A 25,081-nucleotide genomic window follows, 5' to 3' on the forward strand; every position below is an offset into this window, starting at 1 on the left:
GCCGACCGCGCACTACGCCATGGGCGGCATCCCGACCAACGTCGAGGGTGAGGTCCTGGCGGACAACACCACCGTCGTCCCCGGTCTGTACCCTCGGACAGCTCGCCGCCGGCGGCGAGCTGTCCGAGGGCGACGTCACCGGCTGGCTGCTGACGGCCGCGCTTCAGGTCGGCCAGGGCGAGCGCGAGGCACGGCGCACCATCGCCTCCGGTCTCCGGGCCGGTGCACGGCGCCCGAGGACGGTCGCGGCATGAGCGCCAACGCCATCCCGCCCCTGCACCTGTACTCCGTGCCCAGCGACCCCGAGACGGCCCCCACGGCGCCGCTGAAGCGGGAGCGCCCACGGACCGCATGGACGGCCGATCAGCTCATGGCCGCGCACTTCCCCGAGCCGAAGTGGGCCGTGCCCGGCATCCTCGCCGAGGGCGTCAGCGTGCTCGCCGGACCGCCCAAGGTCGGCAAGTCCTGGCTCTCCCTCGGGCTGGGCCTGTCGGTCGCGGCCGGGAGCAAGGCTTTCGACTCCGTGCCCGTCGAGGGAGGCCCGGTGCTCTACCTCGCCCTGGAAGACACTCCGCGCCGTCTCCAGACCCGCATGGGCAAGCTACTTGGGGGTCAGCCAGCCCCCGCCGGCCTGACGCTGGTCACCGAGTGCCCGCCCTTCCCCCAGGGCGGAACCGAGGCCATCGCTCAGTGGCTGGAGCGCAACCCCGACGCGCGCATGGTCGTCATCGACGTGTTCGCCAAGATGCGCGGCCAGTCCCCGGCCGGCGTCTCGGCATACGACGCGGACTACGTGGCCGTCGGATACGCCAAGCGCCTCGCGGACCACTACGGCGTGGCCGTCGTCCTGGTCCACCACGTCCGCAAAGCAGGCTCCGAGGACTTCCTCACCGAAGTCTCCGGCACCAACGGCATCGCCGGAGCCGCTGACGCCACGCTCGTACTGAAGCGGGCCCGAGGGCAGGCGGACGGCATCCTCCACGTCACCGGCCGCGACGTGGACGAAGCCGAGTACGCCCTCAGCTTCCAGCCCGCCTCCGGCGCCTGGCACCTGCTGGACGGCCCGGTCACCGACCACACCGTCAGCGACACCCGCGCCACGATCCTGCGCTACGTCCGCGCCCACCCCGGCGCCAGGCCGAAGGACATGGCGGGCGAGCTGCCGCACGTCGACCTGGACACGATCCGCCGCACCTGCAACCGCATGGCCGACGCCGGACAGCTCGCCAAGGACCCCGGCGGCCGGTACTACCCGGACACCGACACCCGGACGCAGGGTGCCTCAGAGGCGTTCGCACTGTCCGGCTGTCCGGTTGTCCCGTCTGACCAGCACGGACACCCCGGACAGTCGGAATTGGAGCTGTCCGGCCTGTCCGACCCGGACGAAACCGAAGGGGAAGCGGAATGAGCGCCCGCACTGTCGACGAGAAGATGACCGTCAAGGAGGTCATCGCTGATCTGAAGGTCGCTCCGTCCACCTTCTACCGGTGGCGCCAGCTCGGAAAGGGACCCCGTGCGATCAAGCTCCCGAACGGGGACGTGCGGATCCGGCGGTCGGAGTACGAGCGCTGGCTTACGGAGCGGGAGGATGCTGCGTGAGCGCGAATGAAGGCATCCCGGCTCGACGCCCGCACGGCGAGGCGCGACCGGGATACTCTCTCGACGTCCGGCTGTGGAAGGTCACGAAGGTAGACCGGAAGGCACGTCCGTACCAACTCCGCTGGGTCGTAGGCGGGAAGGTGAGCAGCGCGACGTTCGCTACGTCGGCACTCGCCGAGAGCCGACGCTCGGAGCTCCGGCAGGCCATGCGCCGAGGCGAAGCGTTCGAGATCGCGAGCGGACAGCCTGAGTCCGAAGTCCGCGCGGCGGCAACGGCGGCTGAGGCCGAGCCGTCGTTGCGGTGGTTCGAGTTCTGCCGGAAGTACGTCGCCGGGCGGTGGCGCATGAGCGCCGCGAAGACGCGTGAGGGTATGGCGGACGGGCTCGCGGCTGTGGCGTTGGCCATGGTGAAGCATGGGGACGACGCTCCTGACGACAAGGATCTGCGGCTGGCTTTCCGGTGGGGGATCGTCCCGGCGAACGCGGGGAAGGAACCGCCGGCCGAGCTGAAAGCCGCGTACGAGTGGCTCACGACGCAGGACCGGCCGGTTGCCGAGCTGGCGGACGTCGAGGTGTTCGAGGACGTGGTGTACCGCCTCAGCTACCGACTGGACGGCACCCCGGCGGCAGGCGAGACGCACAGACGGCGGCGCCGCGCCTTGAACACGGCCCTCGAACACGCACTCGCTGCCAAGGAACTCTCCGAGAACCCGCTCCAACGAGCCCGCGGGAAACGCGTGGGCTCCGGTGGAGTGGTGGACCGCCGCGTGCTCGTGAACGCAGTACAGGGGCGCCAGTTGCTAACCGCCGTCTCTTACGTCGGCTCATGGGACCGCAACCGCGGGCGGCGCCTGGTGGCGTTCTACGCGGTCCTGTACTACGCGGGACTCCGGCCCGCTGAGGCGGTCGGGCTGAGGCTCTCGGACTGTCACCTATCGGAGAAGGGCTGGGGCACGCTGACGCTGCGAGAGACGCGTCCCGTCTCGGGCAAGCAGTGGACCGACTCCGGAGAACGGCACGACCGCCGGGGCTTGAAAGCTCGCGAGTCCGATACCGACCGCCCGGTCCCCATCCCGCCCGTCCTGGTCGTCATTCTCCGGGACCACCTGAAGGAGTTCGGGACCGCCAAGGAGGAGCGCGTGTTCGGGAACGAGCGTGGAGGAGTCGTCGGCTCCTCCACGTACTGGCGCGTGTGGGAGGAAGCGCGACTGTTCGCCCTCCCACCGGACCGCGTCGAATCGCCGCTCGCCGGGCGCCCCTACGACCTACGGCACGCCTGCATCACGCGGTGGCTGAATGCTGGGGTTCCGATCGCTGAGGTAGCCCGGCGGGTCGGCAACTCTCCCGAGGTGATCCACCGCCGCTATCACGGCTGCATCGACGGTCACGAAGAAGCGGCCAACGCGAAGATCGCAAAGGCGCTAGAGGAAGAGGGTGATACGGGCGGGTAATATCAGTTCGATACGACTGTCGGATGTGCAACAGTTCAGCACCGGCTAAGAATTTGCCCCCGACAGGCCTGAATCCTGCTGGTAGAACAGCCTCCCAGACGCTGCTGTGATTCTGGGAGACCGAACGTGACAATTCCTCCACCTCCGCCCTCTGGCCCGCCGACGACCACTGGAGGAGGCGGGCGTCCGCCTGGTTCGATGCTTCAGAGCACCGCCGCCATCATCGGGGCGCTCGCGGGTGTTGTCGGGGCGCTCTTCGGATTTCTCGCTCTGCCCGCAGCGGGCGTGAGGTCGCCTGCCGGGGCAATGCCGACCCAAACGGTGACCGCTACGGTGACGATGACGCCGCCAGGCCATCCGTCCGGTTCGACACCTTCTTCTTCACCGGGATCAAATGCTTCGCCATCCAAAGCGGATGCGGTGAGATGGAAGGGACGCCTGCTAGTGGAGCAGGACCGCTTCGCTCTAGATCAGGTGCCTCCAGCGCCGACCATTGGCATCACCGACCTCGTTGCGCAGGTTACCGACACTGGGGACGGCATCGAATTCTATGAGGGAGAGAGTGCCCTTGTGCCGCAGGGGGAGGAACCGTCAAGCAAGACTTGCTGGACGCTGGCCCGGACCCAGGCTCAAACAGGACTCGTCACTCCGACCGGAAAATCTGCATGCCTGATCACCGAGGAAGGGCGTGCGGCGTTGGTGAAGGTGGTATCTGTGCGTGCCGGAGTAGCGCAGGTTGATGTCACTGTTTGGGAGGAGCGGTTCTAGAGCACACCCGTCAGCGGCCGGACGTTACGGGACGGCAGTACTGAGGGCTGGGTGGGACTCGCAGCGTGCCCGTGTCACGCGGCAGAGCGCGCGTGTCACGCGTATCGCAGATAGTGCGTGAACAGTGAGAGAGAACGAGAAAGAGCGGGAGTCAGTGAGACTGACTCCCGCTCTCTCGTTTAGGCATCCGCCCAGCTCAGCGCTTGATTCAGGCTGGCTGTGGGCGAGTGCCCCCGGCAGGATTCGAACCTGCGCACACGGCTCCGGAGGCCGTTGCTCTATCCCCTGAGCTACGGGGGCGTGTCGGTCGCGTTGCTCGCGGCGACGGGTAGAACACTACCAGCTCCGGTGGGGTGTTCATGAACGGGTTTCCCCGTGTGTGGCACCCCGTGCGAGCTGGGGTGGGTCCCCCGCGGGGGGTGGAAGTGGGGAAAAGCCGGACGCGGTGGCCGGTCCGGACCTACTCTCGAGTTGTGCCAGGCGCGTCCGGCCGGGTGCTTGTTGTGGACGACAACAAGGTCATCCGGCAGTTGATCAGGGTCAATCTCGAGCTGGAGGGCATCGAGGTCGTGACCGCGGCCGATGGTGCCGAGTGTCTTGAAGTGGTCCATCAGGTGCGGCCCGACGTGATCACCCTCGACGTCGTCATGCCCCGCCTCGACGGGCTGCGCACCGCCGCGCATCTCCGCGGCGACAGCCGTACCCGTGACGTTCCCCTCGCGATCATCAGTGCGTGTACGCAGTACGAGATCGAGAGCGGGTTGGACGTCGGCGTCGACGCCTTCCTGCCCAAGCCCTTCGAGCCCGGCGAACTGGTGAATGTGGTGCGGCGGTTGCTGGAGGGGGAGCGGCACGTCGGTGGGGGACTGGGAGCCGGGGTCCGGGTCTAGGGCTGGAGCCCGCCCTTCCGGGTGGGAGCGGAGACCTTCCGTGAGGTGCCGGATCACACCCCCACCCCGCCCAAACCCACTCGCATCCCTACCCCCCTCCTCCCATACGCTTGACCCGTGACCCCCGTCGAGCTCTCCCGTACCGTGCTGGGCGCGGTGCGTCGTGCTGTCGATGACGGGGTGCTGGCCGTCGCCGTGCCGGAGCGGGTCAAGGTCACCGCTCCCGGGCCCGGTGGCTGTGGCGACTACGCCACCACCATCGCCCTCCAGCTCGCCCGGCCGGCCGGGCGGCCGCCGCTCCAGGTGGCCGAGATCCTGCGCGCCCGGCTCGTCGGCCGTGGCGGTGTGCGGGACGTCGTCGTCACCGGGCCCGGGTTCCTCAACATCACCCTCGGGGACGCGGTCGGCGCTGATCTCGTCGCCGAGATTCTGCGGCGCGGCCCCCGGTACGGATTCGTCGGCGAACCCGGCGCTGAGGTCGTGGAGCGGCAGGCCGGCGGTGAGGTCGTCGAGCTGCGGGCCCCGTGCGAGGTCCGTGCCGTCGTCGTCATGGATGTCGTCGCTCGGTTGTTGCGGTCCCAGGGGGCGGTCGTACGCGCCAGGTGTCAGGGGGGCGTGCCCGACGGCGAGTGGGTGTCCCTCCTCGGCGTGCGGGTCGGTGTGGATGAGGGGGCACCTGGTGAGGCGTCCTCCTCCCTGCCTCCGCCCCCGCCCCTGACCATCCAGCCCGTCCCTGCCCCGGCCTCCCCCCTCCACCTCGGTCGTGATGCCGGCCGGTGGGCGCTGCTTCACCCGGCCGCCCATGACCGGCCCCGTATCTCCGACGAGCACCTCGTCCAGCGTGAGGGCAACCCCCTCTTCCGCGTCCGTTACGCGCACGCCCGCATCCGGGCCGCCAGCCGTAACGCCGCCGACCTGGGATTCCGTGCCGAGCCCGGTGTGGTCGGGTCGGTTGACGGCGCTCCCACTCCCGCAGGCGTCCCCACCCCTGACGCCCCCGACGCGCGGTTCCGCGCCGAGCCCGGTGTGGTCGGGTCGGCTGATGTCGCTCCCACCGCAACAGGCGTCGACACCCCACCTGGTGTCCACCCCCTCCTCCACCCCCTGGCCGACCACCCCCGCGTCCTGGCCCAGGCCGCCGCCCACCGCGCTCCCGATCGTCTTGCCCGGCACCTCGTCACCGTCGCCGATGCCGTGCTGCCCCTGCTGCCCGCGGTGCTGCCGCGCGGGGCGGAGAAACCCTCGGCCACCCACCGTGCCCGGCTCGCGCTCGCCGAAGCCGCCGGGGCGGTGCTGGCCGGTGGCCTGTCCCTGCTCGGTATCGACGCACCCGACCATCTTTGAAAGAGCACGCCTGATGAGCCGTTCCGCACACCCCGCCGGGCCCCGTCACGCCGACGTCCTCCCCGAGGGCCACTACTCGGCCCCGCCCGCGGACCTCAACGCCCTCGACCCCAAGGTGTGGGCCCGGACCGTCGCCCGGGGCGCCGACGGCGTCGTCACCGTGGGCGGTGTCGACGTGAACACCCTCGCCGAACAGCACGGCACCCCGGCCTACGTCCTCGACGAGGCCGACTTCCGGGCCCGGGCCCGCGCCTGGCGCGAGGCCTTCGGCCAGGACGCCGACGTCTTCTACGCGGGCAAGGCGTTCCTCTCCCGTGCCGTCGTGCGGTGGCTGCACGAGGAGGGGCTCAACCTCGACGTGTGCTCCGGCGGCGAGCTCGCCACCGCGCTGTCCGCCGGGATGCCCGCCGACCGCATCGCCTTCCACGGCAACAACAAGTCCGCGCAGGAGATCCGCCGGGCCGTCGAGGCCGGCGTCGGGCGCATCGTCCTCGACTCCTTCCAGGAGATCGTCCGGGTCGCCCACATCGCGCAGGAGCTGGGCCGGCGCCAGCGGGTGCAGATCCGGATCACCGTCGGCGTGGAGGCGCACACGCACGAGTTCATCGCCACCGCGCACGAGGACCAGAAGTTCGGCATCCCGCTGGCCGGCGGGCAGGCCGCGGAGGCGGTGCGGCGGGCGTTGCAGCTCGACGGGCTGGAGCTCATCGGGATCCACTCCCACATCGGGTCGCAGATCTTCGACATGTCCGGGTTCGAGGTCGCGGCGCACCGGGTCGTCGGGCTGCTCAAGGACATCCGGGACGAGCACGGTGTCGAGCTGCCCGAGATCGACCTCGGCGGCGGGCTCGGCATCGCGTACACCAGCGACGACGACCCCCGCGAGCCGCACGAGATCGCCAAGGCGCTCACCGAGATCGTCACCCGCGAGTGCGAGGCCGCCAGGCTGCGCACCCCGCGCATCTCCGTCGAGCCCGGGCGGGCCATCGTCGGGCCGACCGCCTTCACGCTCTACGAGGTGGGGACCGTCAAGCCCCTCGAGGGGCTGCGGACGTACGTCTCCGTCGACGGCGGCATGTCGGACAACATCCGCACCGCGCTGTACGACGCCGAGTACAGCGTCGCCCTGGTCTCCCGCACCAGCGACGCCGCGCCGATGCTGGCGCGCGTCGTCGGCAAGCACTGCGAGAGCGGCGACATCGTGGTGAAGGACGCGTTCCTGCCGGCCGACCTGGCACCGGGTGACCTCATCGCCGTCCCCGCGACGGGCGCCTACTGCCGTTCCATGGCCAGCAACTACAACCACGTGCTGCGGCCGCCGGTCGTCGCCGTGCACGACGGCGGATCGCGGGAGATCGTCCGGCGGGAGACGGAGGAGGACCTCCTGCGTCTCGACGTGGGCTGACCCACGGCCCCGGCCACGGCAACGCCGACAGCAATAGGAACAGCAGCGCCCCCGGGCTGGAAGATCTCCTGTCACCCACCCCGGTACAAATGAAATAGATGTCTCACGATCCGGACGAAGGGCAGAAACTTCCGTCCGGTGAGTGAGACTGGTGCAACCGTAGACGGTATGAGGAAACGAGGTCGGATGATGCGTACGCGTCCGCTGAAGGTGGCGCTGCTGGGCTGTGGAGTGGTCGGCTCAGAGGTGGCGCGCATCATGACGACGCACGCCGACGACCTCGCCGCCCGCATCGGCGCCCCGGTGGAGCTCGCGGGCGTGGCCGTACGGCGTCCCGCCAAGGTCCGTGAGGGCATCGACTCCGCGCTCGTCACCACCGACGCCACCGCCCTCGTCAAACGCGGCGACATCGACGTCGTCGTGGAGGTCATCGGGGGCATCGAGCCCGCCCGGACGCTCATCACCACCGCCTTCGAGCACGGCGCCTCCGTCGTCTCCGCCAACAAGGCGCTCCTCGCCCAGGACGGCGCGGCCCTGCACGCCGCCGCCGAGAAGCACGGCAAGGACCTCTACTACGAGGCCGCCGTCGCCGGCGCCATCCCGCTGATCCGCCCGCTGCGCGAGTCCCTCGCCGGCGACAAGGTCAACCGGGTGCTCGGGATCGTCAACGGCACCACCAACTTCATCCTCGACAAGATGGACAGCACGGGGGCCGGCTATCAGGAGGCCCTCGACGAGGCCACCGCGCTCGGGTACGCCGAGGCCGACCCCACCGCCGACGTCGAAGGGTTCGACGCCGCCGCCAAGGCCGCCATCCTCGCCGGCATCGCCTTCCACACACGCGTGCGTCTCGACGACGTCTACCGCGAGGGCATGACCGAGGTGACCGCGGCCGACTTCGCCTCCGCCAAGGAGATGGGCTGCACCATCAAACTGCTCGCCATCTGCGAGCGGGCCGCGGACGGCGGGTCCGTCACCGCGCGCGTGCACCCCGCCATGATCCCGCTGACCCATCCGCTGGCCTCCGTGCGCGGCGCCTACAACGCCGTCTTCGTGGAGTCCGACGCCAGCGGACAGCTGATGTTCTACGGCCCCGGCGCGGGCGGCTCCCCGACCGCGTCCGCCGTGCTCGGCGACCTCGTCGCCGTCTGCCGCAACCGGCTCAACGGCGCGACCGGTCCCGGCGAGTCCGCGTACGCCGGCCTTCCCGTCTCCGGGATGGGCGAGGTCGTCACGCGGTACCACATCAGCCTTGACGTGGCGGACAAACCGGGCGTTCTCGCCCAGGTCGCGACCGTGTTCGCCGAGCACGGCGTGTCCATCGATACGGTTCGCCAGCAGGGCAAGGACGGCGAGGCGTCCCTCGTCGTCGTCACCCACCGTGCGTCCGACGCGGCCCTCGTCGGGACCGTCGAGGCGTTGCGCAAGCTCGACACCGTGCGGGGTGTCGCCAGCATCATGCGGGTTGAAGGAGAGTAACCAGCAATGACCCACCAGTGGCGCGGAATCATCGAGGAGTACCGGGACCGGCTGCCCGTCTCCGACACCACGCCGGTCGTGACGCTCCGTGAGGGCGGCACGCCCCTCGTGCCCGCGCAGGTGCTCTCCGAGCGCACGGGCTGCGAGGTCCACCTCAAGGTGGAGGGCGCGAACCCGACGGGGTCCTTCAAGGACCGCGGCATGACCATGGCCATCACGCGGGCCAAGGAGGAGGGGGCCAAGGCGGTCATCTGCGCCTCCACCGGCAACACCTCCGCCTCGGCCGCCGCCTACGCGGTGCGCGCCGGCATGGTGTCCGCCGTGCTCGTGCCGCAGGGCAAGATCGCGCTCGGCAAGATGGGCCAGGCGCTCGTGCACGGCGCGAAGATCCTCCAGGTCGACGGCAACTTCGACGACTGCCTCACGCTCGCCCGCGACCTCAGCGACAACTACCCGGTCTCGCTGGTGAATTCGGTCAACCCGGTGCGGATCGAGGGGCAGAAGACGGCCGCCTTCGAGATCGTGGACATGCTGGGCGACGCCCCCGACATCCACGTCCTGCCGGTGGGCAACGCGGGCAACATCACCGCGTACTGGAAGGGGTACAGGGAGTACGCCGCCGATGGCGTCTCCAAGCGGACCCCGCGCATGTGGGGTTTCCAGGCGTCCGGCTCCGCGCCGATCGTGCGCGGCGAGGTCGTCAAGGACCCCTCGACGATCGCCACCGCCATCCGCATCGGCAACCCGGCCTCCTGGCAGTACGCCCTCGACGCGCGCGACGAGTCGGGCGGCTTCATCGACGAGGTGACGGACCGTGAGATCCTGCGCGCCTACCGGCTGTTGGCCGCGCAGGAGGGTGTCTTCGTGGAGCCCGCGTCCGCCGCGTCGGTCGCCGGTCTGCTGAAGGCGGCAGAGCAGGGCAAGGTCGACCCGGGGCAGAGGATCGTCTGCACGGTCACCGGCAACGGCCTGAAGGACCCGGACTGGGCCGTCGCCGGCGCCCCGCAGCCGGTCACCGTCCCGGTCGACGCGGCCACCGCGGCGGAGCGGCTCGGACTGGCGTGAGCGCCGCCGGACGGGCGTGGGGCGCCACCGCGGGAGCAGTGGCGCCACGCCCCGTCGCAGGGGTCCGCACCGCGCGGTAGAGGGCGCCCACCTGGGGAAGTCCCTGACCGGGGGGTGCACAGGGGGCATACGACACGCATCGTGCGCCTCCTGTGCGCCCTATATCGCCACAGAACCTGTCTTCGATAGGCTGTACTGAACCCGCCCGCCGCATATGCCTCCGCTGGGGCGCGGTGCCGCGCCGTCTCCGCGGCCCGGACGCGGCCCCCGGGTTCTCGTACGGCATCGAAGTGTCTTCGACAATCACGCAGCTCAAGGAGAGTCATCGAGCGATGGCCGGTCCAGCGTTCCGCGCCGCCGCCGTCCGGGTGCGCGTCCCCGCCACCAGCGCCAACCTCGGCCCGGGCTTCGACGCCCTCGGCCTGTCGCTGGGGCTCTACGACGACGTCGTCGTCCGGGTGGCCGACTCCGGGCTGCACATCGACATCGCGGGTGAGGGCAGCGAGACACTGCCCCGCGACGAGAAGCACCTGCTCGTACGGTCCCTGCGCACCGCCTTCGACCTGCTGGGCGGCCAGCCGCGCGGCCTCGAGATCGTCTGCGCGAACCGCATCCCGCACGGCCGCGGCCTCGGCTCCTCCTCCGCCGCCATCTGCGCCGGCATCGTCGCCGCCCGGGCGGTGACCATAGGCGGCGAGACCAGGCTCGACGACGAGGCGCTGCTGGAGCTCGCCACCGAGATCGAGGGCCACCCCGACAACGTCGCGGCCTGTCTGCTCGGCGGGTTCACCCTTTCCTGGATGGAGGCCGGCGCCGCCCGCGCCATCAGGATGGATCCGGCCGATTCCATCGTTCCGGTGGTTTTCGTCCCCGGGAAGCCGGTCCTCACCGAGACCGCGCGCGGACTGCTCCCGCGCACCGTGCCGCATGTCGACGCCGCCGCCAACGCGGGCCGTGCCGCCCTGCTCGTCGAGGCCCTGACCAGGCGCCCCGAGCTGCTGCTGCCCGCCACCGAGGACCGCCTCCACCAGGAGTACCGCGCGCCCGCCATGCCGGAGAGCGCGGCGCTGGTGGAGCGGCTGCGGGCCGACGGAGTGCCCGCGGTGATCTCCGGCGCCGGCCCGACCGTGCTGGCGCTGGCCGACGAGGCCAGTGCCGACAAGGTCGCCCATCTGGCAGGCGAGGGATGGGCCGCGAACCGGCTCGACCTCGACGCTCAAGGCGCGTGCGTACTGCCGCTCGCGCCGTCCGGTGACATCTAAAAGCGTGCGGTTGCCGGATTTCGAGAGGGGGAATGTTTGTTGGATCCGGTAGTGTTAACCTCAAGTCTGCACCCGACCCCACCATGGCGAGGTGCTTGTTGTCCCCGTCCGGGACAGACATTCTTCCGGGAGCCTCCCAAGCCGCACTGTGTTCCGTACGACGTACGCGGGCAGTACGTCGTATACGAGCGCTGAGCGACTCGCCGGGCACGCTCCGGAACCGGCGCGACCGAGCCCCGTGACACCGACACTCAGTGCCACGGCTCAGGGAACCGCCATCTCCAGATATTCCTCCGCCGCCTTTGGCGGACCACCGCCCCGGCACGGTCCACACACCAAGGACCGACGCCGGACAGCACAACCGGTCGCCGAGCCAGACAGGCCGACGTCCGCTCCAGGGAAGGACCCTTCGTGAGCGACACCACCGATCTGATGGGCGCACGTGTCGAGGAGACCGCTGCCGCGCCCGCCACGGACGCCTCCGCGCCTGCCAGCGGTGCCGGCTCCCGGCGGCGCCGCGGTACCGGCCTCGAGGGCATGGTGCTGGCCGAGCTGCAGCAGGTCGCCTCCGGCCTCGGCATCAGGGGCACCGCGCGGATGCGCAAGAGCCAGCTGATCGAGGTCATCAAGGAGGCGCAGGCGGGGGGAGGCGCGGCTTCGAAGGCCGACGCCGCCACCGAGACCAAGCCCAAGCGCCGTGCCACCTCCAAGGCGCGCACCGGCGAGGACACCGACAACAAGGCCAAGGCGGAGGCCCCCGCCGAGCAGGCGGTGGCCCAGCAGCAGATCGAGATCCCCGGCCAGCCGGCCGGCGGCCCGTCCCACGGGAACGCGGGCGAGCGTGCCGCGGACGGTGAGCGCGGGGGAGACGACGCGCCGGGCGAGCGCCGCCGCCGTCGTGCGACCGCCGAGGCCGGCGCGCCCGAGACGGTCGCCGCCGAGCCGAAGGCCGAGACGCAGGCGCAGTCGCAGGGCCAGCAGGGCAACGACGCCAAGGGCGACGCCGGTGAGGGCGGCGAGGGCCGCCGCCGTGACCGCCGTGACCGCGACCGCGGCCGTGACCGCGGGGACCGCCGCAAGGGCGACGACCAGCAGGGCGGCGGCCGTCAGGACCGTCAGGACCGTCAGCAGGGCCAGCAGCAGGGCGGCGGCCGCCAGGACCGCCAGCGTGACAACGGCCCGCAGGACGACGACGACTTCGAGGGCGGCCGGCGTGGCCGTCGAGGCCGCTACCGCGACCGCCGTGGCCGTCGTGGCCGCGACGACGTGCAGGAGCCGCAGCTCACCGAGGACGACGTCCTGATCCCCGTCGCGGGCATCCTGGACATCCTCGACAACTACGCGTTCATCCGCACCTCCGGCTACCTGCCGGGCCCGAACGACGTGTACGTCTCCCTCGCCCAGGTCCGCAAGAACGGCCTGCGCAAGGGCGACCACATCACCGGTGCGGTCCGTCAGCCCAAGGAGGGCGAGCGCCGCGAGAAGTTCAACGCGCTGGTCCGCCTGGACTCCGTCAACGGCATGGCGCCCGAACACGGCCGCGGCCGCCCGGAGTTCAACAAGCTGACCCCGCTGTACCCGCAGGACCGGCTCCGTCTGGAGACCGATCCGGGCGTGCTGACCACCCGCATCATCGACCTCGTGTCGCCGATCGGTAAGGGCCAGCGCGGCCTGATCGTGGCCCCGCCGAAGACCGGCAAGACCATGATCATGCAGGCGATCGCCAACGCGATCACGCACAACAACCCCGAGTGCCACCTGATGGTCGTCCTCGTCGACGAGCGTCCGGAAGAGGTCACCGACATGCAGCGGTCGGTGAAGGGCGAGGTCATCTCCTCGACCTTCGACCGGCCGGCCGAGGACCACACCACGGTCGCCGAGCTCGCCATCGAGCGCGCCAAGCGCCTGGTGGAGCTGGGTCACGACGTCGTCGTGCTGCTCGACTCGATCACGCGTCTGGGCCGTGCGTACAACCTCGCCGCCCCGGCCTCCGGCCGCATCCTGTCCGGTGGTGTCGACTCGACCGCCCTGTACCCGCCGAAGCGCTTCTTCGGTGCGGCCCGCAACATCGAGGACGGCGGCTCGCTGACCATCCTCGCCACCGCCCTGGTGGACACCGGGTCCCGCATGGACGAGGTGATCTTCGAGGAGTTCAAGGGCACCGGCAACATGGAGCTCAAGCTCGACCGGAAGCTCGCCGACAAGCGCATCTTCCCCGCGGTGGACGTCGACGCGTCCGGCACCCGCAAGGAAGAGATCCTGCTCGGCAACGAGGAGCTGGCGGTCGTCTGGAAGCTGCGCCGCGTCCTGCACGCGCTGGACCAGCAGCAGGCCATCGAGCTGCTCCTCGACAAGATGAAGCAGACCAAGTCGAACGGCGAGTTCCTGATGCAGATCCAGAAGACGACGCCGACCCCCGGCAACGGCGACTGAGCCGTACGCGTCCGAAAAAGGCCGCCCCACGTCACGCGAGTGACGCGGGGCGGCCTTTTGGCGCTGATAGGGAAGGGTGCCACAGGCACCCTTCCTACTCTTGTGTCCTGGGGGACCTTCTTGACCACCACCCAATCCGGCAGCGGTCGTCACAGACGCCGGATACGCTTCGGGCTGCCCGTCGCCGCCGCCGGTGTCGCCGCGGCCGTCGCCGCCGTGCTGCTCACGTCCACCGCGGGAGCCGCCACCGCCGCGCCGCAGCCCACCGTGAAGCCCGCCACTGCATCGGTGCCGTCGGCCGAGCTGGAGCGCCGGGTGACCGGCGCGCTCGCCGGCGACGACACCGCGGGCGAGGCGGCGAAGAAGTCGTCGTACGCCGCGCGCAGCGACGACTCCACCGCCAGCCCCATGGTGATCGGCGGCACCACGACCAGCATCACCACGGCGCCCTGGATGGCGCAGCTCTGGTACTACGACGACCGGGGCACCGCCTCCGAGGACGACGACCTCGGCTTCTTCTGCGGCGGAGCCGTCGTCGCGCCGACGAAGATCCTCACCGCCGCGCACTGCGTCAAGGGCTACGACTGGTACAACTACGGCGCCGTCGTCACCGGCACCAACCAGCTGCCCACCTCCGACGGCTCCGGCGGCAGCGACCTGCACGGGGGCACCGTCTCGCTGCCGTACCGGCAGTGGTACCACCCGTCGTACAGCGCGACGAGGATCGACAACGACATCGCCGTCATCACGCTGGGCAGCAAGGTGAAGGCGACGCCGATCCGCATGACGACGTCGGGCGACACCGCCTCGTACGCCTCCGGCACCAGCGCCAAGGTCTACGGCTGGGGCCGCACCAGCTCCACCAGCGACGACATCTCGCAGTCGCTGAAGTCGGCCACGCTGCCCGTGCAGTCCGACAGCACCTGCGCCGGCTACTTCGGCACGGACTTCGTCAAGGGCCACATGGTCTGCGCGGGCAAGCCGGCCACCGGCAGCGACAGCGGCACCGTCTCCGCCTGCAACGGCGACTCCGGTGGGCCGCTCGTGGTGAACGGCCGCATCGTCGGCGTCGTCTCCTGGGGCGTGGAGGACTGCGTCGCCAAGGGCGCCTACAGCGTCTTCTCGAAGGTCAGCACCTACGTGGGCGCCGCCTACCCGCGGGTCGAGGACACCAACATCAGCGGTGACCACAAGGCCGACCTGTGGGTGCGCAACTCCTCCACCAGGACCGGCTACTCGAAGGACTCCCAGGGCAGCTCCTTCGCGGCCCGCGAGTCCTGGGGCAACTGGGACGGCGTGAACGTCGTCCTGCAGACCGACTTCGACCGGGACGGCTACCAGGACCTGGTGTACCGCCGCAGCAGCGACGGCGACGTCTTCTGGTCGCACTACGTGGCGTCCAGCCAGAGCTGGTCCACCTCGAAGATCGCGGACAACTGGAAGACCCGCACCCGCATCATCACCCCCGGTGACGTCACCGGCGACTACCTGCCCGACCTGATCTCGGTCGACTCCGGCGGGACGCTGTACGTCTACCCGGGCAAGGGCGACGGCACCTTCGGCTCCCGCTTCTCGGTCCGCACCGGCTGGAACCAGTACAACTCCGTGCGCGGCCACGGCGACTTCACCGGTGACGGCAAGGCCGACCTGCTCGCCCGGCAGGCGAGCACCGGCGACCTGTACCTGTACAAGGGCACCGGCAAGACCGGCTCCGAGGCGTTCTCGTCCCGGATCAAGGTGCGCAGCAACTGGACCTACAACGCCTTCGACGCCGTCGGCGACATCAGCGGGGACGGCAAGGCCGACTTCCTCGCCCGTACGTCCGCCGGCACGCTCTACCTGTACAAGGGCACCGGCAAGGCCACCAGCGAGATCTTCGCCACAAGGATCTCGGTCGGGACCGACTTCAAGCAGTACGACATCTTCGGCTGACGTCCCAGGTGAGAGCGGGTCCCGCCCGCCTCACCGGCAGCACCCCGTGCCCACCGTCGCTCCGGCGGTGGGCACAGTCGTCTGTGCAACCCTCGTCCGGGTTTCCCCGTCTGACCCGACGGGGTGACGATAGTGCGGTAAGCGTGCATATGTACCAGGCGCAGCCCTGACCGCAAGGGGGAGACGACCGGACGAGCAACGAGGAGCGCAGTGTCAGCCGAGAGCACGCCGGAGCCCGGCATACCGGGCGGACCCGGCTCCCAGACGCCCCACCACCGCGGCAAGGGACGCCGCCGCAAGCCCCGCCAGAGACGCAAGGGGCTGCTGATCGCGGCCTGGACGGCCGTGGGGATCGCCGTCCTGGGCGGCACCGGCGCCGGGTACCTGTACTTCAAGCTCAACGGCAACCTGAAGAGCGTCGACATCGACCAGGCCCTCGGCACCGACCGGCCGCGGAAGACCGACAACGGCTCCGAGAACATCCTCGTCCTCGGCTCCGACTCCCGCTCCGGCGGCAACAAGAAGCTCGGCGGCGGCGCCGACGACGGCACCGCCCGCTCGGACACGGCGATGGTCCTGCACATCTACAAGGGCCACACGAAGGCCGGCGTGGTCTCCGTCCCGCGCGACACGATCATCGACCGGCCCCGTTGCACCGACACCGACGGCAAGGTGTATCCGGCGGCCTCCGGCGTCATGTTCAACTCCGCGTACAGCACAGCCGGCGCGCCCTGCGCGGTGAAGACGGTGGAGTCCCTGACCGGCGTCCGCATGGACCACTACCTGGAGGTCGACTTCTCCGGGTTCCAGAAGCTGATCGACGAACTCGGCGGCGTCGAGGTCACCACGACCAAGGCCATCGACGACCCCGACAGCCATCTGAAGCTGACCGCCGGCACGCACCGGCTCGACGGGGAGCAGGCCCTCGGTCTCGTCCGCACCCGGCACGGCGTGGGCGACGGCTCCGACCTCGGCCGCATCCAGCTCCAGCAGGCGTTCGTGAAGGCCCTGATCCAGCAGGCCAGGAGCACCGACCTGTTCGGCAACCCCAAGCGGCTGCTCGACCTGGCCGACGCCGCCACCAACACCGTGACGACCGACTCCGACCTGGGCTCCGTCAACCGGCTCATGTCCTTCGCGAACGGCCTCAAGGGCATCAGTTCGAAGCACATGACCATGGTCACGCTGCCCGTCCGCTACGACCCGGCCGACCCGAACCGGGTGATCGTCGCCGAGGCCAAGGCGAAGCAGGTGTTCACGGCCCTGAAGCACGACCGGCCGATCCCGAAGGCGGCCACCGACGGCACCGCGACCGGCGACGCCGGCGGCGTCGTGAGGTCCGGGGAATAGATCACGGAGACCCCCGGTTTTGGGGGATGGCCCCAGTCCTGGCAGACTGGTACGTCGGCCCCGGTTCACGCTCCCGCATCCCGCGGCGGCGACCCGGAGCCCTCCCGGAACTCTAGGAGACACCTTGAAGCGCGACATCCACCCCGAGTACGTCGAGACGCAGGTCAGCTGCACCTGTGGCGCGTCGTTCACCACCCGCAGCACGATCTCCAGCGGCGCCATCCGCGCCGAGGTCTGCTCCGAGTGCCACCCGTTCTACACGGGCAAGCAGAAGATCCTCGACACCGGTGGCCGTGTGGCCCGCTTCGAGGCCCGCTTCGGCAAGGCTGCCGCCGGCTCCAAGAAGTAGCGAGCACCGATTCGCCGGTCCACGGCCGCGCCCCCACCAGGCGCGCCGGGACCGGCGTTTTTGGTCGCCCGCCCTTCCCTTCCGTACGCATTTCAGGAGCCCCAAGATGTTCGAGGCCGTCGAGGAACTGGTCGCTGAGCACGCCGACCTGGAGACGAGGCTCGCCGACCCCTCGGTCCACTCCGACCAGGCGAACGCGCGCAAGCTGAACAAGCGCTACGCCGAGCTCACCCCGATCGTCGCCACGTACCTGTCCTGGCGGCGGACGGGCGACGACATCGGGACGGCCCGCGAACTCGCCGCGGACGACCCGGAGTTCGCCGCCGAGGTCAAGGAGCTGGAGCAGCGGCGCGAGGAGCTCACCGAGAAGCTCCGCCTGCTGCTCGTCCCGCGCGACCCGAGCGACGACAAGGACGTCATCCTGGAGATCAAGGCGGGCGCCGGCGGCGACGAGTCCGCGCTCTTCGCGGGCGACCTGCTGCGCATGTACCTGCGCTACGCCGAGCGCGTCGGCTGGAAGACCGAGATCATCGACGCCACCGAGTCCGAGCTCGGCGGCTACAAGGACGTCCAGGTCGCGGTGAAGACCAAGGGCGGCCAGGGCGCCACCGAGCCCGGCCAGGGCGTCTGGGCCCGGCTGAAGTACGAGGGCGGTGTGCACCGCGTGCAGCGCGTGCCGGCGACCGAGTCCCAGGGCCGTATCCACACCTCCGCGGCGGGTGTGCTGGTCACGCCCGAGGCCGAGGAGATCGACGTCGAGATCAACCCGAACGATCTGCGCATCGACGTCTACCGGTCGTCCGGCCCGGGCGGCCAGTCGGTCAACACCACCGACTCCGCGGTGCGCATCACGCACCTGCCGACCGGAGTCGTCGCCTCCTGCCAGAACGAGAAGAGCCAGCTGCAGAACAAGGAGCAGGCGATGCGTATCCTGCGCTCCAGGCTGCTCGCCGCGGCGCAGGAGGAGGCCGAGAAGGAGGCCGCCGACGCGCGCCGCAGCCAGGTCCGCACCGTCGACCGCTCCGAGAAGATCCGCACCTACAACTACCCGGAGAACCGCATCTCGGACCACCGGGTGGGGTTCAAGGCCTACAACCTGGACCAGGTCCTGGACGGCGACCTCGACGCCGTGATCCAGGCCTGCGTCGACGCGGACTCGGCGGCCAAGCTGGCAGCCGCGTAAGGACGCCAGGGACCCAGGCACGGACGAGTACGACACGGAGGACTTGCGTGCAGCAATCTTTTGGGGGGCGACCCTCGAGCCCCCGCAGCGTGCTGCTCGCGGAGGTGGCCCAGGCCACCCAGCGGCTGGCCGACGCCGGCGTGCCCTCGCCGCGCAACGACGCGGAGGAGCTCGCCGCGTTCGTGCACGGCGTGAAGCGGGGCGAGCTGCACTCCGTGAAGGACGCCGACTTCGACGCCCGCTACTGGGAGGTCATCGCCCGGCGCGAGCAGCGTGAGCCGCTCCAGCACATCACCGGACGGGCCTACTTCCGCTACCTCGAGCTCCACGTCGGGCCCGGGGTGTTCGTGCCCCGGCCCGAGACCGAGTCGGTCGTCGGCTGGGCCATAGACGCGGTCCGCGCGATGGACGTCGTCGAGCCCTGCATCGTCGACCTGTGCACCGGCTCCGGCGCCATCGCGCTCGCCCTCGCCCAGGAGGTGCCCCGCTCCCGCGTGCACGCCGTGGAGCTGTCCGAGGACGCCCTGCGCTGGACCCGCAAGAACGTCGAGGGGTCCAGGGTCGAGCTGCGCCAGGGCGACGCCCTGGACGCCTTCCGCGACCTCGACGGCCAGGTGGACCTGGTCATCTCCAACCCGCCGTACATCCCGCTCACCGAATGGGAGTACGTCGCCCCCGAGGCCCGGGACTACGACCCCGAGCTCGCCCTGTTCTCCGGCGAGGACGGCCTGGACCTGATCCGGGGCCTGGAGCGCACCGCGCACCGCCTGCTGCGCCCCGGCGGCGTCGTCGTCATCGAGCACGCCGACACCCAGGGCGGCCAGGTGCCGTGGATCTTCACCGAGGAGCGGGGCTGGGCCGACGCCGCCGACCACCCCGACCTGAACAACCGCCCCCGGTTCGCGACCGCCCGCAAGGCGCTGCCGTGACCGCGCCCCGAGCCCTTGTCCGGAAGCACGTGTACGAGGAGGCCTGCTAGACATGGCACGGCGATACGACACCAACGACGCGACCGACCGTACGACGGGTCTGCGTGAGGCCGCGTCCGCCGTCCGCCGAGGCGAGCTCGTGGTCCTCCCGACCGACACGGTGTACGGCATCGGCGCCGACGCCTTCACCAAGGAGGCCGTCGGCGACCTCCTGGAGGCCAAGGGGCGCGGCCGGACCATGCCGACCCCCGTCCTGATCGGCTCCCCGAACACGCTCCACGGACTCGTCACCGACTTCTCCGAGCAGGCCTGGGAGCTGGTCGACGCGTTCTGGCCGGGCGCGCTGACCCTCGTCGCCCGCCACCAGCCGTCCCTCCAGTGGGACCTCGGGGACACCCGTGGCACGGTCGCCGTGCGCATGCCGCTGCACCCGGTCGCCATCGAGCTGCTGACCGAGGTCGGCCCGATGGCGGTGTCCTCGGCGAACCTCACCGGGCACCCGGCGCCGGAGGACTGCGACGCCGCGCAGGAGATGCTCAGCGACTCGGTCTCCGTCTACCTGGACGGCGGCCCGACCCCGGGCAACGTGCCCTCCTCCATCGTCGACGTCACCCGCGCGGTGCCGCTCCTGCTCCGCGAGGGCGCCATCTCGGCGGAGGAGCTGCGCAAGGTCGTACCCGACCTCGAGGTGGCCAATTGACAGCCCCTGAATCCCCCGAGCTCTCGGCTGCGCTCGAGCAGGGGGGACCCCCATGCGTGGCATAGGCAACGGGGAGAGCGCGACGGAGATCACGACGACCTTCGTGGGTCTCCCGCGCGACAGCTTCCGCATCCTCCACGTCAGCACCGGCAACGTGTGCCGCTCACCCATCACCGAGCGGCTGACCCGTCATCTCGTGCAGCAGCGGCTCGGTGTGCTGGGCCGCTCCCTCATCGTGGAGAGCGCCGGCACCTGGGGGCACGAGGGCGCGCCCATGGAGGCCAACGCCGAGACGGTCCTCGCCGACTTCGGCGCGGACGCCCAGGGCTTCACCGGCCGGGAGCTCCTCGACGAGCACGTCATCATGGCCGACCTGGTCCTGACGGCGACCCGCGACCACCGCGCCCAGGTCATCTCCATGGGCCACTCGGCGGGCCTGCGCACCTTCACGCTGAAGGAGTTCACCCGCCTGGTCCGCGCCATAGACCCGGCGACGCTGCCTCCGCTGGAGGAGGGTGTGGTGCGGCGGGCGCGTGCGCTGGTGCGTGCCGCGGCGGCTCTACGCGGGTGGCTTCTGGCGCCGACGGCGGAGGCGGACGAGGTGTACGACCCGTACGGGGCGCCGCTGACGTTCTTCCGTTCGGTGGGCGAGGAGATACACGAGGCGCTGGATCCGGTGGTGACGGCGTTGACGGGGGTGCCCGCGAGGGCGTAACACCGCAGGGCGCCCCTGGCGCACCGGGCCTACATTGGACTCACGTCACCGTCGACGCACGTCCGGAGCCCACCATGTCGGTCACCCACACCATCGAGGCCGATGTCCTGCGGCGGCAGGACCCCCAGCTCGCCGACATCCTGCACGGCGAGCTCGACCGGCAGTCCACGACGCTCCAGCTGATCGCCGCGGAGAACTTCACGTCCCCGGCCGTCCTGGCGGCCCTCGGCTCGTCCCTGGCCAACAAGTACGCGGAGGGGTATCCGGGCAACCGCTACCACGGCGGGTGCGAGATGGCCGACGCGGCCGAGCGGCTCGCCGTGGAGCGCGCCAAGGCGCTCTTCGGCGCCGAGCACGCCAACGTGCAGCCCCACTCCGGGTCCTCCGCCGTGCTCGCCGCCTACGCGGCCCTGCTGCGGCCCGGCGACACCGTCCTCGCCCTCGGCCTGCCCTACGGCGGGCATCTCACGCACGGCTCGCCCGCCAACTTCTCCGGCCGCTGGTTCGACTTCGTCCCCTACGGCGTCGACGCGGAGACCGGGCTCATGGACCACGTCCAGGTGCGCACGCTCGCCCGCACCCACCGGCCCAAGGCGATCGTGTGCGGCTCGATCGCCTACCCCCGCCACATCGACCACGCCTTCTTCCGCGAGGTCGCCGACGAGGTCGGGGCGTACCTCATCGCCGACGCCGCCCACCCCATCGGGCTGGTGGCCGGGCGAGCGGCGCCCAGCCCGGTGCCGTTCGCCGACATCGTGTGCGCCACGACGCACAAGGTGCTGCGCGGCCCGCGCGGCGGCATGCTCCTGTGCGGGGCCGACCTCGCCGAACGCGTCGACCGCGCGGTGTTCCCGTTCACCCAGGGCGGCGCCCAGATGCACACCGTCGCCGCCAAGGCCGTGGCGTTCGGGGAGGCCGCCACCCCGGCGTTCGCGGTGTACGCGCACCAGGTGGTCGCCAACGCGCGCACGCTCGCCGCCGGCCTGGCCGCGCAGGGGCTGGCCGTCACCACGGGCGGGACGGACACCCACCTCATCACCGCCGACCCCTCCCCGCTCGGCGTCGACGGCCGCACGGCCCGCGCCCGGCTCGCGGCGGCCGGGGTGGTGCTGGACTGCTGCGCACTGCCGCACGGCGACGTCCGGGGCCTGCGGCTGGGCACGGCGGCCGTCACCACCCAGGGCATGGGCGAGCAGGAGATGACGCGGACGGCGACGCTGATCGCGCGCGTGCTGCGCGGGGACGACGAACGTCACAGGGCCCGTGAGGAGGTCCGGGAGCTGACCGCCGGATTCCCGCCCTATCCGCGGTGAGGCGGGGTACCCGCACCGGCCGCTCGGCCACACGTGCAACCATCGTCGTTACCCGGGAGTCCCCTCACATATGCGTCGCGTACGCGTCCATCGCTAGGGTGTGGGGCTGAGATGGCCGGCGAGATTTGTGGGGAAGCCAGTGCGTGAATACCTGCTGACGCTCTGTGTCACGGCCGCGGTGACGTATCTGCTGACAGGGCCGGTGCGGAAGTTCGCGATCGTGGCGGGGGCGATGCCGGAGATCCGGGCCCGTGACGTGCACCGGGAACCCACTCCGCGGCTCGGCGGGATCGCGATGTTCTTCGGCCTGTGCGCGGGCCTGCTGGTGGCGGACCACCTCACGAACCTCAGCGCGGTCTTCGAGAAGTCCAACGAACCGCGGGCGCTGCTCTCCGGAGCGGCGCTGATCTGGCTGATCGGCGTCCTGGACGACAAGTTCGAGATCGACGCCCTGATCAAGCTGGGCGGCCAGGTGATCGCCGCGGGCGTGATGGTCATGCAGGGCCTGACCATCCTGTGGCTGCCCATCCCCAAGGTCGGCACGGTCGCGCTGACCCAGTGGCAGGGCACCCTGCTGACGGTCGCCCTGGTCGTCATCACCATCAACGCGGTCAACTTCGTCGACGGCCTCGACGGCCTCGCGGCCGGCATGGTGTGCATCGCGGCGGCGGCGTTCTTCATGTACGCCTACCGCATCTGGTACTCGTACGGCATCGAGGCGGCCGCCCCCGCGACGCTCTTCTCGGCCATCCTCATGGGCATGTGCCTGGGCTTCCTGCCGCACAACATGCACCCGGCGCGGATCTTCATGGGGGACTCCGGCTCGATGCTGATCGGGCTGGTCCTGGCGGCCGGCGCGATCTCGGTCACCGGCCAGGTCGACCCGGACAACCTGTTCGGAGGGTCCGAGCGCAGCGCGGTGCACCAGATGGTGCCCCTGTACATCCCGCTGCTGATGCCGCTCACCATCATCGCGATCCCGGCCGCCGACCTGATCCTGGCGATCGTGCGCCGCACCTGGCGCGGCCAGTCGCCGTTCGCCGCCGACCGCGGGCATCTGCACCACCGGCTGCTGGAGATCGGCCACTCCCACAGCCGCGCGGTGCTGATCATGTACTTCTGGTCGGCCCTGATCGCCTTCGGCGCGCTCGCCTACTCGGTCAACTCGGCGTCCATGTGGATCGTCCTCGGCGTGGTCTTCCTCAGCGCGATCGGCCTGGTCCTCCTGCTCCTCCCACGCTTCACCCCACGCACCCCGCGCTGGGCGGAACACTTCGTACCGCCGCGCTACCGCCGCAGCCGGTCCGTCACCGCGGCGTCGACGGCGACCGCGCAGCCCTCCGGCCCGACCGAGGACGCCGACCTCCGCACGCCGGTCGCCGCGGCGGCGACCGGCGCCAACGGGGCGACCGCGCTCGGGACCCGCTCACGCCTGCATCGACGGGATGTATGAGTTCCCCCCTACGAACGGGGATGAGCCCCCGAGGGGTCGGTCACCAGCTGTAGTCGTTTCATAACTCCTCGGTGATATGGATCACTTGTGTGATTACTGCGCAGTGCACTCCTTGATCGCTAGGGTCGATGTTGACCACGCCGACATCAGCCTGACAACGCTGAAGTCGGCAAACATGCAGGAAATCGGGGTTGACATGCGCAAGGAACACGGTATTTGGCGCGTTGGTGCGATAGGTGGAGCGGTGCTCGGCATCGCCTTCGGTGCGGTTGCGCCCGCACAGGCGAGTGCCCACAACTGCACTGGGGGCGGCAGCAACTGCATCATCGTGGACGGATCAGGGCTGAAGGTCACGGGCATCGTCGCGAACTACTCGCCTGCGCCCAAGACGGTGTCAGGGAAGATCGCAAAGCTGAGGATCACTCTGCCCGGCAAGCCCGCCAAGATCTACTGGGAGAACGACAGCGTTCGCCAGGGTCGATCGGAGGACCACAACTGGGACTCGTACGCGAAGAGGTACCCCGACGGCACCAAGATCTGCACGGGCTGGAAGTGGACCGACGGACTGGCCTGCGCCACCGTGCATGACTGATCGGCTCAACTTGCTGTAGCTCTTCGCGGGGTGCCCGGAGCGGTCCGGGCACCCCGCATCGTCGTTTCGGCCGGGTCTGGACGCGATGTCGGTGAAGGTAAGAATCTGACGAGAGCATTGCCAAGTCATGGGGGAGCGAAGCATCCCAATAGCAGACAAGCCACCCCACGAACCGCACAGACGCGCACCGTCACTCTCATGTGTGACAGTAGGCACACTCCCAGGTAAAGACCTCATCAAATAGTTTGTGATACGGTTCACGAGAACCCCGGACAGAGCCGTAGAACCGCAGTGCGACGGTTCACCGGCGTGAGGTTCTCTCTCCATCCGGGACTACGCTCGTCCATGACGACACCCTGCCCCCACCGTGAAAGCGGAGTTGCCGCCATGCCGTCCAATGACGCCCGCACCCTGCTCCAGGCCGCTGTGCCCACAGCCGGCGCCGGCGCCGTAGCCGCCGTCGTCAGCGGTGTGGTCGCCGGCGGCAAGGGCGCGATCGGGGCCGTCGTCGCGACGCTGGTCGTGATCCTCTTCATGGGGATCGGCCTCTACATCCTGCAGCGCACTGCCAAGTCGCTTCCGCACCTGTTCCAGGCCATGGGGCTGATGCTCTACGCCGCGCAGATCCTGCTGCTCTTCATCTTCATGGCCGCGTTCAAGAACACGACGCTGTTCAACCCGCGGGCCTTCGCGATCACCCTGCTCGCGACCACACTCGTGTGGATCGCCGCGCAGACCCGGGCCCACATGAAGGCCAAGATCCTCTACGTGGAACCCGATTCGGACGCCTCCTCCCAGGGCGGCAGGTCCGAAAAGACGGGGCATTCGTCGTGAGGGGTAGGGGCGGGATAAAGGCGCTCGAGAAGTCC

23 protein-coding genes, 1 tRNA gene and 1 pseudogene are annotated in these 25,081 nt (G+C 70.3%); 24 read left to right on the forward strand and 1 reads right to left on the reverse strand.

Features of this window, described 5'->3' with window-relative positions:
* The 6 genes and pseudogenes from ABZ899_RS27840 to ABZ899_RS27865 form a co-directional block, all read left to right on the forward strand.
* Positions 1–91 (forward strand): annotated as a pseudogene (locus ABZ899_RS27840) (FAD-binding protein); the annotation flags it as partial.
* Positions 48–254: a hypothetical protein gene (locus ABZ899_RS27845; RefSeq protein ID WP_361351227.1), complete on the forward strand. Its 207-nt coding sequence runs from the start codon at positions 48–50 to the stop codon at positions 252–254. The pseudogene ABZ899_RS27840 and the gene ABZ899_RS27845, both read left to right, overlap by 44 nt.
* Positions 251–1,408, forward strand: a complete 1,158-nt coding sequence (locus tag ABZ899_RS27850) for an AAA family ATPase (protein ID WP_361351218.1) — start codon at positions 251–253, stop codon at positions 1,406–1,408. The genes ABZ899_RS27845 and ABZ899_RS27850 overlap by 4 nt, the downstream gene beginning before the upstream one ends.
* Entirely contained in the window at positions 1,405–1,599 is a 195-nt protein-coding gene (locus ABZ899_RS27855) for a helix-turn-helix domain-containing protein (protein WP_361351054.1), read from the forward strand. The genes ABZ899_RS27850 and ABZ899_RS27855 overlap by 4 nt, the downstream gene beginning before the upstream one ends.
* Positions 1,596–3,050 (forward strand): tyrosine-type recombinase/integrase, encoded by a 1,455-nt coding sequence (locus ABZ899_RS27860; RefSeq protein WP_361351056.1) that lies wholly within the window; start codon positions 1,596–1,598, stop codon positions 3,048–3,050. The genes ABZ899_RS27855 and ABZ899_RS27860 overlap by 4 nt, the downstream gene beginning before the upstream one ends.
* Positions 3,051–3,248: 198 nt before the next feature.
* Positions 3,249–3,818 carry a hypothetical protein gene (locus tag ABZ899_RS27865; protein ID WP_361351058.1) on the forward strand — a complete coding sequence of 190 codons (570 nt, stop codon included), beginning with the start codon at positions 3,249–3,251 and terminating at the stop codon, positions 3,816–3,818.
* Positions 3,819–4,046: 228 nt separating this feature from the next.
* Here the strand turns inward: ABZ899_RS27865 and ABZ899_RS27870 are convergent.
* Positions 4,047–4,118: transfer RNA gene (locus tag ABZ899_RS27870), tRNA-Arg, on the reverse strand.
* Between the two features lie 59 nt (positions 4,119–4,177).
* Between ABZ899_RS27870 and ABZ899_RS27875 the strand changes: the two genes are divergently transcribed.
* The 18 genes from ABZ899_RS27875 (at position 4,178) to ABZ899_RS27960 (ending at position 25,046) form a co-directional block, all read left to right on the forward strand.
* The gene (locus ABZ899_RS27875; RefSeq protein WP_361351060.1) at positions 4,178–4,708 is read left to right on the forward strand and encodes a response regulator; all 531 of its coding nucleotides are present in this window, start codon (positions 4,178–4,180) and stop codon (positions 4,706–4,708) included.
* A 117-nt stretch (positions 4,709–4,825) separates the two neighbouring features.
* Positions 4,826–6,052: an ArgS-related anticodon-binding protein NrtL gene (gene nrtL, locus ABZ899_RS27880; protein WP_361351062.1), complete on the forward strand. Its 1,227-nt coding sequence runs from the start codon at positions 4,826–4,828 to the stop codon at positions 6,050–6,052.
* Positions 6,053–6,065: 13 nt separating this feature from the next.
* Positions 6,066–7,457: a diaminopimelate decarboxylase gene (gene lysA / locus ABZ899_RS27885; RefSeq protein WP_361351064.1), complete on the forward strand. Its 1,392-nt coding sequence runs from the start codon at positions 6,066–6,068 to the stop codon at positions 7,455–7,457.
* 186 nt (positions 7,458–7,643) lie between these two features.
* Positions 7,644–8,936: a homoserine dehydrogenase gene (locus ABZ899_RS27890; protein ID WP_361351065.1), complete on the forward strand. Its 1,293-nt coding sequence runs from the start codon at positions 7,644–7,646 to the stop codon at positions 8,934–8,936.
* Positions 8,937–8,942: 6 nt separating this feature from the next.
* The gene (gene thrC, locus ABZ899_RS27895) at positions 8,943–10,001 is read left to right on the forward strand and encodes a threonine synthase (RefSeq protein WP_361351067.1); all 1,059 of its coding nucleotides are present in this window, start codon (positions 8,943–8,945) and stop codon (positions 9,999–10,001) included.
* 332 nt (positions 10,002–10,333) lie between these two features.
* The gene (thrB, locus tag ABZ899_RS27900) at positions 10,334–11,263 is read left to right on the forward strand and encodes a homoserine kinase (RefSeq protein ID WP_361351069.1); all 930 of its coding nucleotides are present in this window, start codon (positions 10,334–10,336) and stop codon (positions 11,261–11,263) included.
* A gap of 411 nt (positions 11,264–11,674) precedes the next feature.
* On the forward strand, positions 11,675–13,696 hold the full coding sequence (rho, locus tag ABZ899_RS27905) for a transcription termination factor Rho (protein ID WP_361351071.1): 2,022 nt from the start codon (positions 11,675–11,677) through the stop codon (positions 13,694–13,696).
* A gap of 120 nt (positions 13,697–13,816) precedes the next feature.
* Positions 13,817–15,628 carry a trypsin-like serine protease gene (locus tag ABZ899_RS27910; protein WP_361351073.1) on the forward strand — a complete coding sequence of 604 codons (1,812 nt, stop codon included), beginning with the start codon at positions 13,817–13,819 and terminating at the stop codon, positions 15,626–15,628.
* Positions 15,629–15,838: 210 nt separating this feature from the next.
* Positions 15,839–16,978, forward strand: coding sequence for an LCP family protein (locus tag ABZ899_RS27915; protein ID WP_361351075.1), 1,140 nt, complete (start codon positions 15,839–15,841; stop codon positions 16,976–16,978).
* A gap of 124 nt (positions 16,979–17,102) precedes the next feature.
* Positions 17,103–17,327 carry a 50S ribosomal protein L31 gene (gene rpmE / locus ABZ899_RS27920; RefSeq protein ID WP_166021190.1) on the forward strand — a complete coding sequence of 75 codons (225 nt, stop codon included), beginning with the start codon at positions 17,103–17,105 and terminating at the stop codon, positions 17,325–17,327.
* Between the two features lie 106 nt (positions 17,328–17,433).
* Positions 17,434–18,510 carry a peptide chain release factor 1 gene (gene prfA, locus ABZ899_RS27925; RefSeq protein ID WP_361351077.1) on the forward strand — a complete coding sequence of 359 codons (1,077 nt, stop codon included), beginning with the start codon at positions 17,434–17,436 and terminating at the stop codon, positions 18,508–18,510.
* 89 nt (positions 18,511–18,599) lie between these two features.
* Entirely contained in the window at positions 18,600–19,439 is an 840-nt protein-coding gene (gene prmC, locus ABZ899_RS27930; RefSeq protein ID WP_361351079.1) for a peptide chain release factor N(5)-glutamine methyltransferase, read from the forward strand.
* Between the two features lie 52 nt (positions 19,440–19,491).
* A complete protein-coding gene (locus tag ABZ899_RS27935; protein ID WP_361351081.1) occupies positions 19,492–20,139 on the forward strand; it encodes an L-threonylcarbamoyladenylate synthase in 648 nt (215 codons plus the stop codon).
* Between the two features lie 52 nt (positions 20,140–20,191).
* Positions 20,192–20,854, forward strand: coding sequence for a protein-tyrosine-phosphatase (locus ABZ899_RS27940; RefSeq protein ID WP_361351083.1), 663 nt, complete (start codon positions 20,192–20,194; stop codon positions 20,852–20,854).
* A 74-nt stretch (positions 20,855–20,928) separates the two neighbouring features.
* Entirely contained in the window at positions 20,929–22,167 is a 1,239-nt protein-coding gene (gene glyA, locus ABZ899_RS27945; RefSeq protein ID WP_361351085.1) for a serine hydroxymethyltransferase, read from the forward strand.
* 139 nt (positions 22,168–22,306) lie between these two features.
* Positions 22,307–23,620 carry an MraY family glycosyltransferase gene (locus tag ABZ899_RS27950; RefSeq protein WP_361351087.1) on the forward strand — a complete coding sequence of 438 codons (1,314 nt, stop codon included), beginning with the start codon at positions 22,307–22,309 and terminating at the stop codon, positions 23,618–23,620.
* A gap of 112 nt (positions 23,621–23,732) precedes the next feature.
* A complete protein-coding gene (locus ABZ899_RS27955) occupies positions 23,733–24,212 on the forward strand; it encodes a hypothetical protein (RefSeq protein WP_361351089.1) in 480 nt (159 codons plus the stop codon).
* 387 nt (positions 24,213–24,599) lie between these two features.
* A complete protein-coding gene (locus tag ABZ899_RS27960; RefSeq protein WP_361351090.1) occupies positions 24,600–25,046 on the forward strand; it encodes a hypothetical protein in 447 nt (148 codons plus the stop codon).
* The last annotated feature ends 35 nt before the right edge of the window (positions 25,047–25,081 follow it).

The organism is Streptomyces sp. NPDC046859 (genome assembly GCF_040645135.1).
GTDB lineage: Bacteria > Actinomycetota > Actinomycetes > Streptomycetales > Streptomycetaceae > Streptomyces.

Excerpts from the sequence above, each read along its gene's own strand:
- thrB (WP_361351069.1), top strand. The coding sequence starts at position 10,334 with ATGGCCGGTCCAGCGTTCCGCGCCGCCGCCGTCCGGGTGCGCGTCCCC.
- ABZ899_RS27850 (WP_361351218.1), top strand. The coding sequence starts at position 251 with ATGAGCGCCAACGCCATCCCGCCCCTGCACCTGTACTCCGTGCCCAGC.
- ABZ899_RS27890 (WP_361351065.1), top strand. The coding sequence starts at position 7,644 with ATGATGCGTACGCGTCCGCTGAAGGTGGCGCTGCTGGGCTGTGGAGTG.
- ABZ899_RS27940 (WP_361351083.1), top strand. The coding sequence starts at position 20,192 with ATGCGTGGCATAGGCAACGGGGAGAGCGCGACGGAGATCACGACGACC.
- lysA (WP_361351064.1), top strand. The coding sequence starts at position 6,066 with ATGAGCCGTTCCGCACACCCCGCCGGGCCCCGTCACGCCGACGTCCTC.
- ABZ899_RS27960 (WP_361351090.1), top strand. The coding sequence starts at position 24,600 with ATGCCGTCCAATGACGCCCGCACCCTGCTCCAGGCCGCTGTGCCCACA.
- ABZ899_RS27855 (WP_361351054.1), top strand. The coding sequence starts at position 1,405 with ATGAGCGCCCGCACTGTCGACGAGAAGATGACCGTCAAGGAGGTCATC.
- thrC (WP_361351067.1), top strand. The coding sequence starts at position 8,943 with ATGACCCACCAGTGGCGCGGAATCATCGAGGAGTACCGGGACCGGCTG.
- ABZ899_RS27865 (WP_361351058.1), top strand. The coding sequence starts at position 3,249 with ATGCTTCAGAGCACCGCCGCCATCATCGGGGCGCTCGCGGGTGTTGTC.
- prfA (WP_361351077.1), top strand. The coding sequence starts at position 17,434 with ATGTTCGAGGCCGTCGAGGAACTGGTCGCTGAGCACGCCGACCTGGAG.
- glyA (WP_361351085.1), top strand. The coding sequence starts at position 20,929 with ATGTCGGTCACCCACACCATCGAGGCCGATGTCCTGCGGCGGCAGGAC.
- ABZ899_RS27935 (WP_361351081.1), top strand. The coding sequence starts at position 19,492 with ATGGCACGGCGATACGACACCAACGACGCGACCGACCGTACGACGGGT.
- ABZ899_RS27875 (WP_361351060.1), top strand. The coding sequence starts at position 4,178 with ATGAACGGGTTTCCCCGTGTGTGGCACCCCGTGCGAGCTGGGGTGGGT.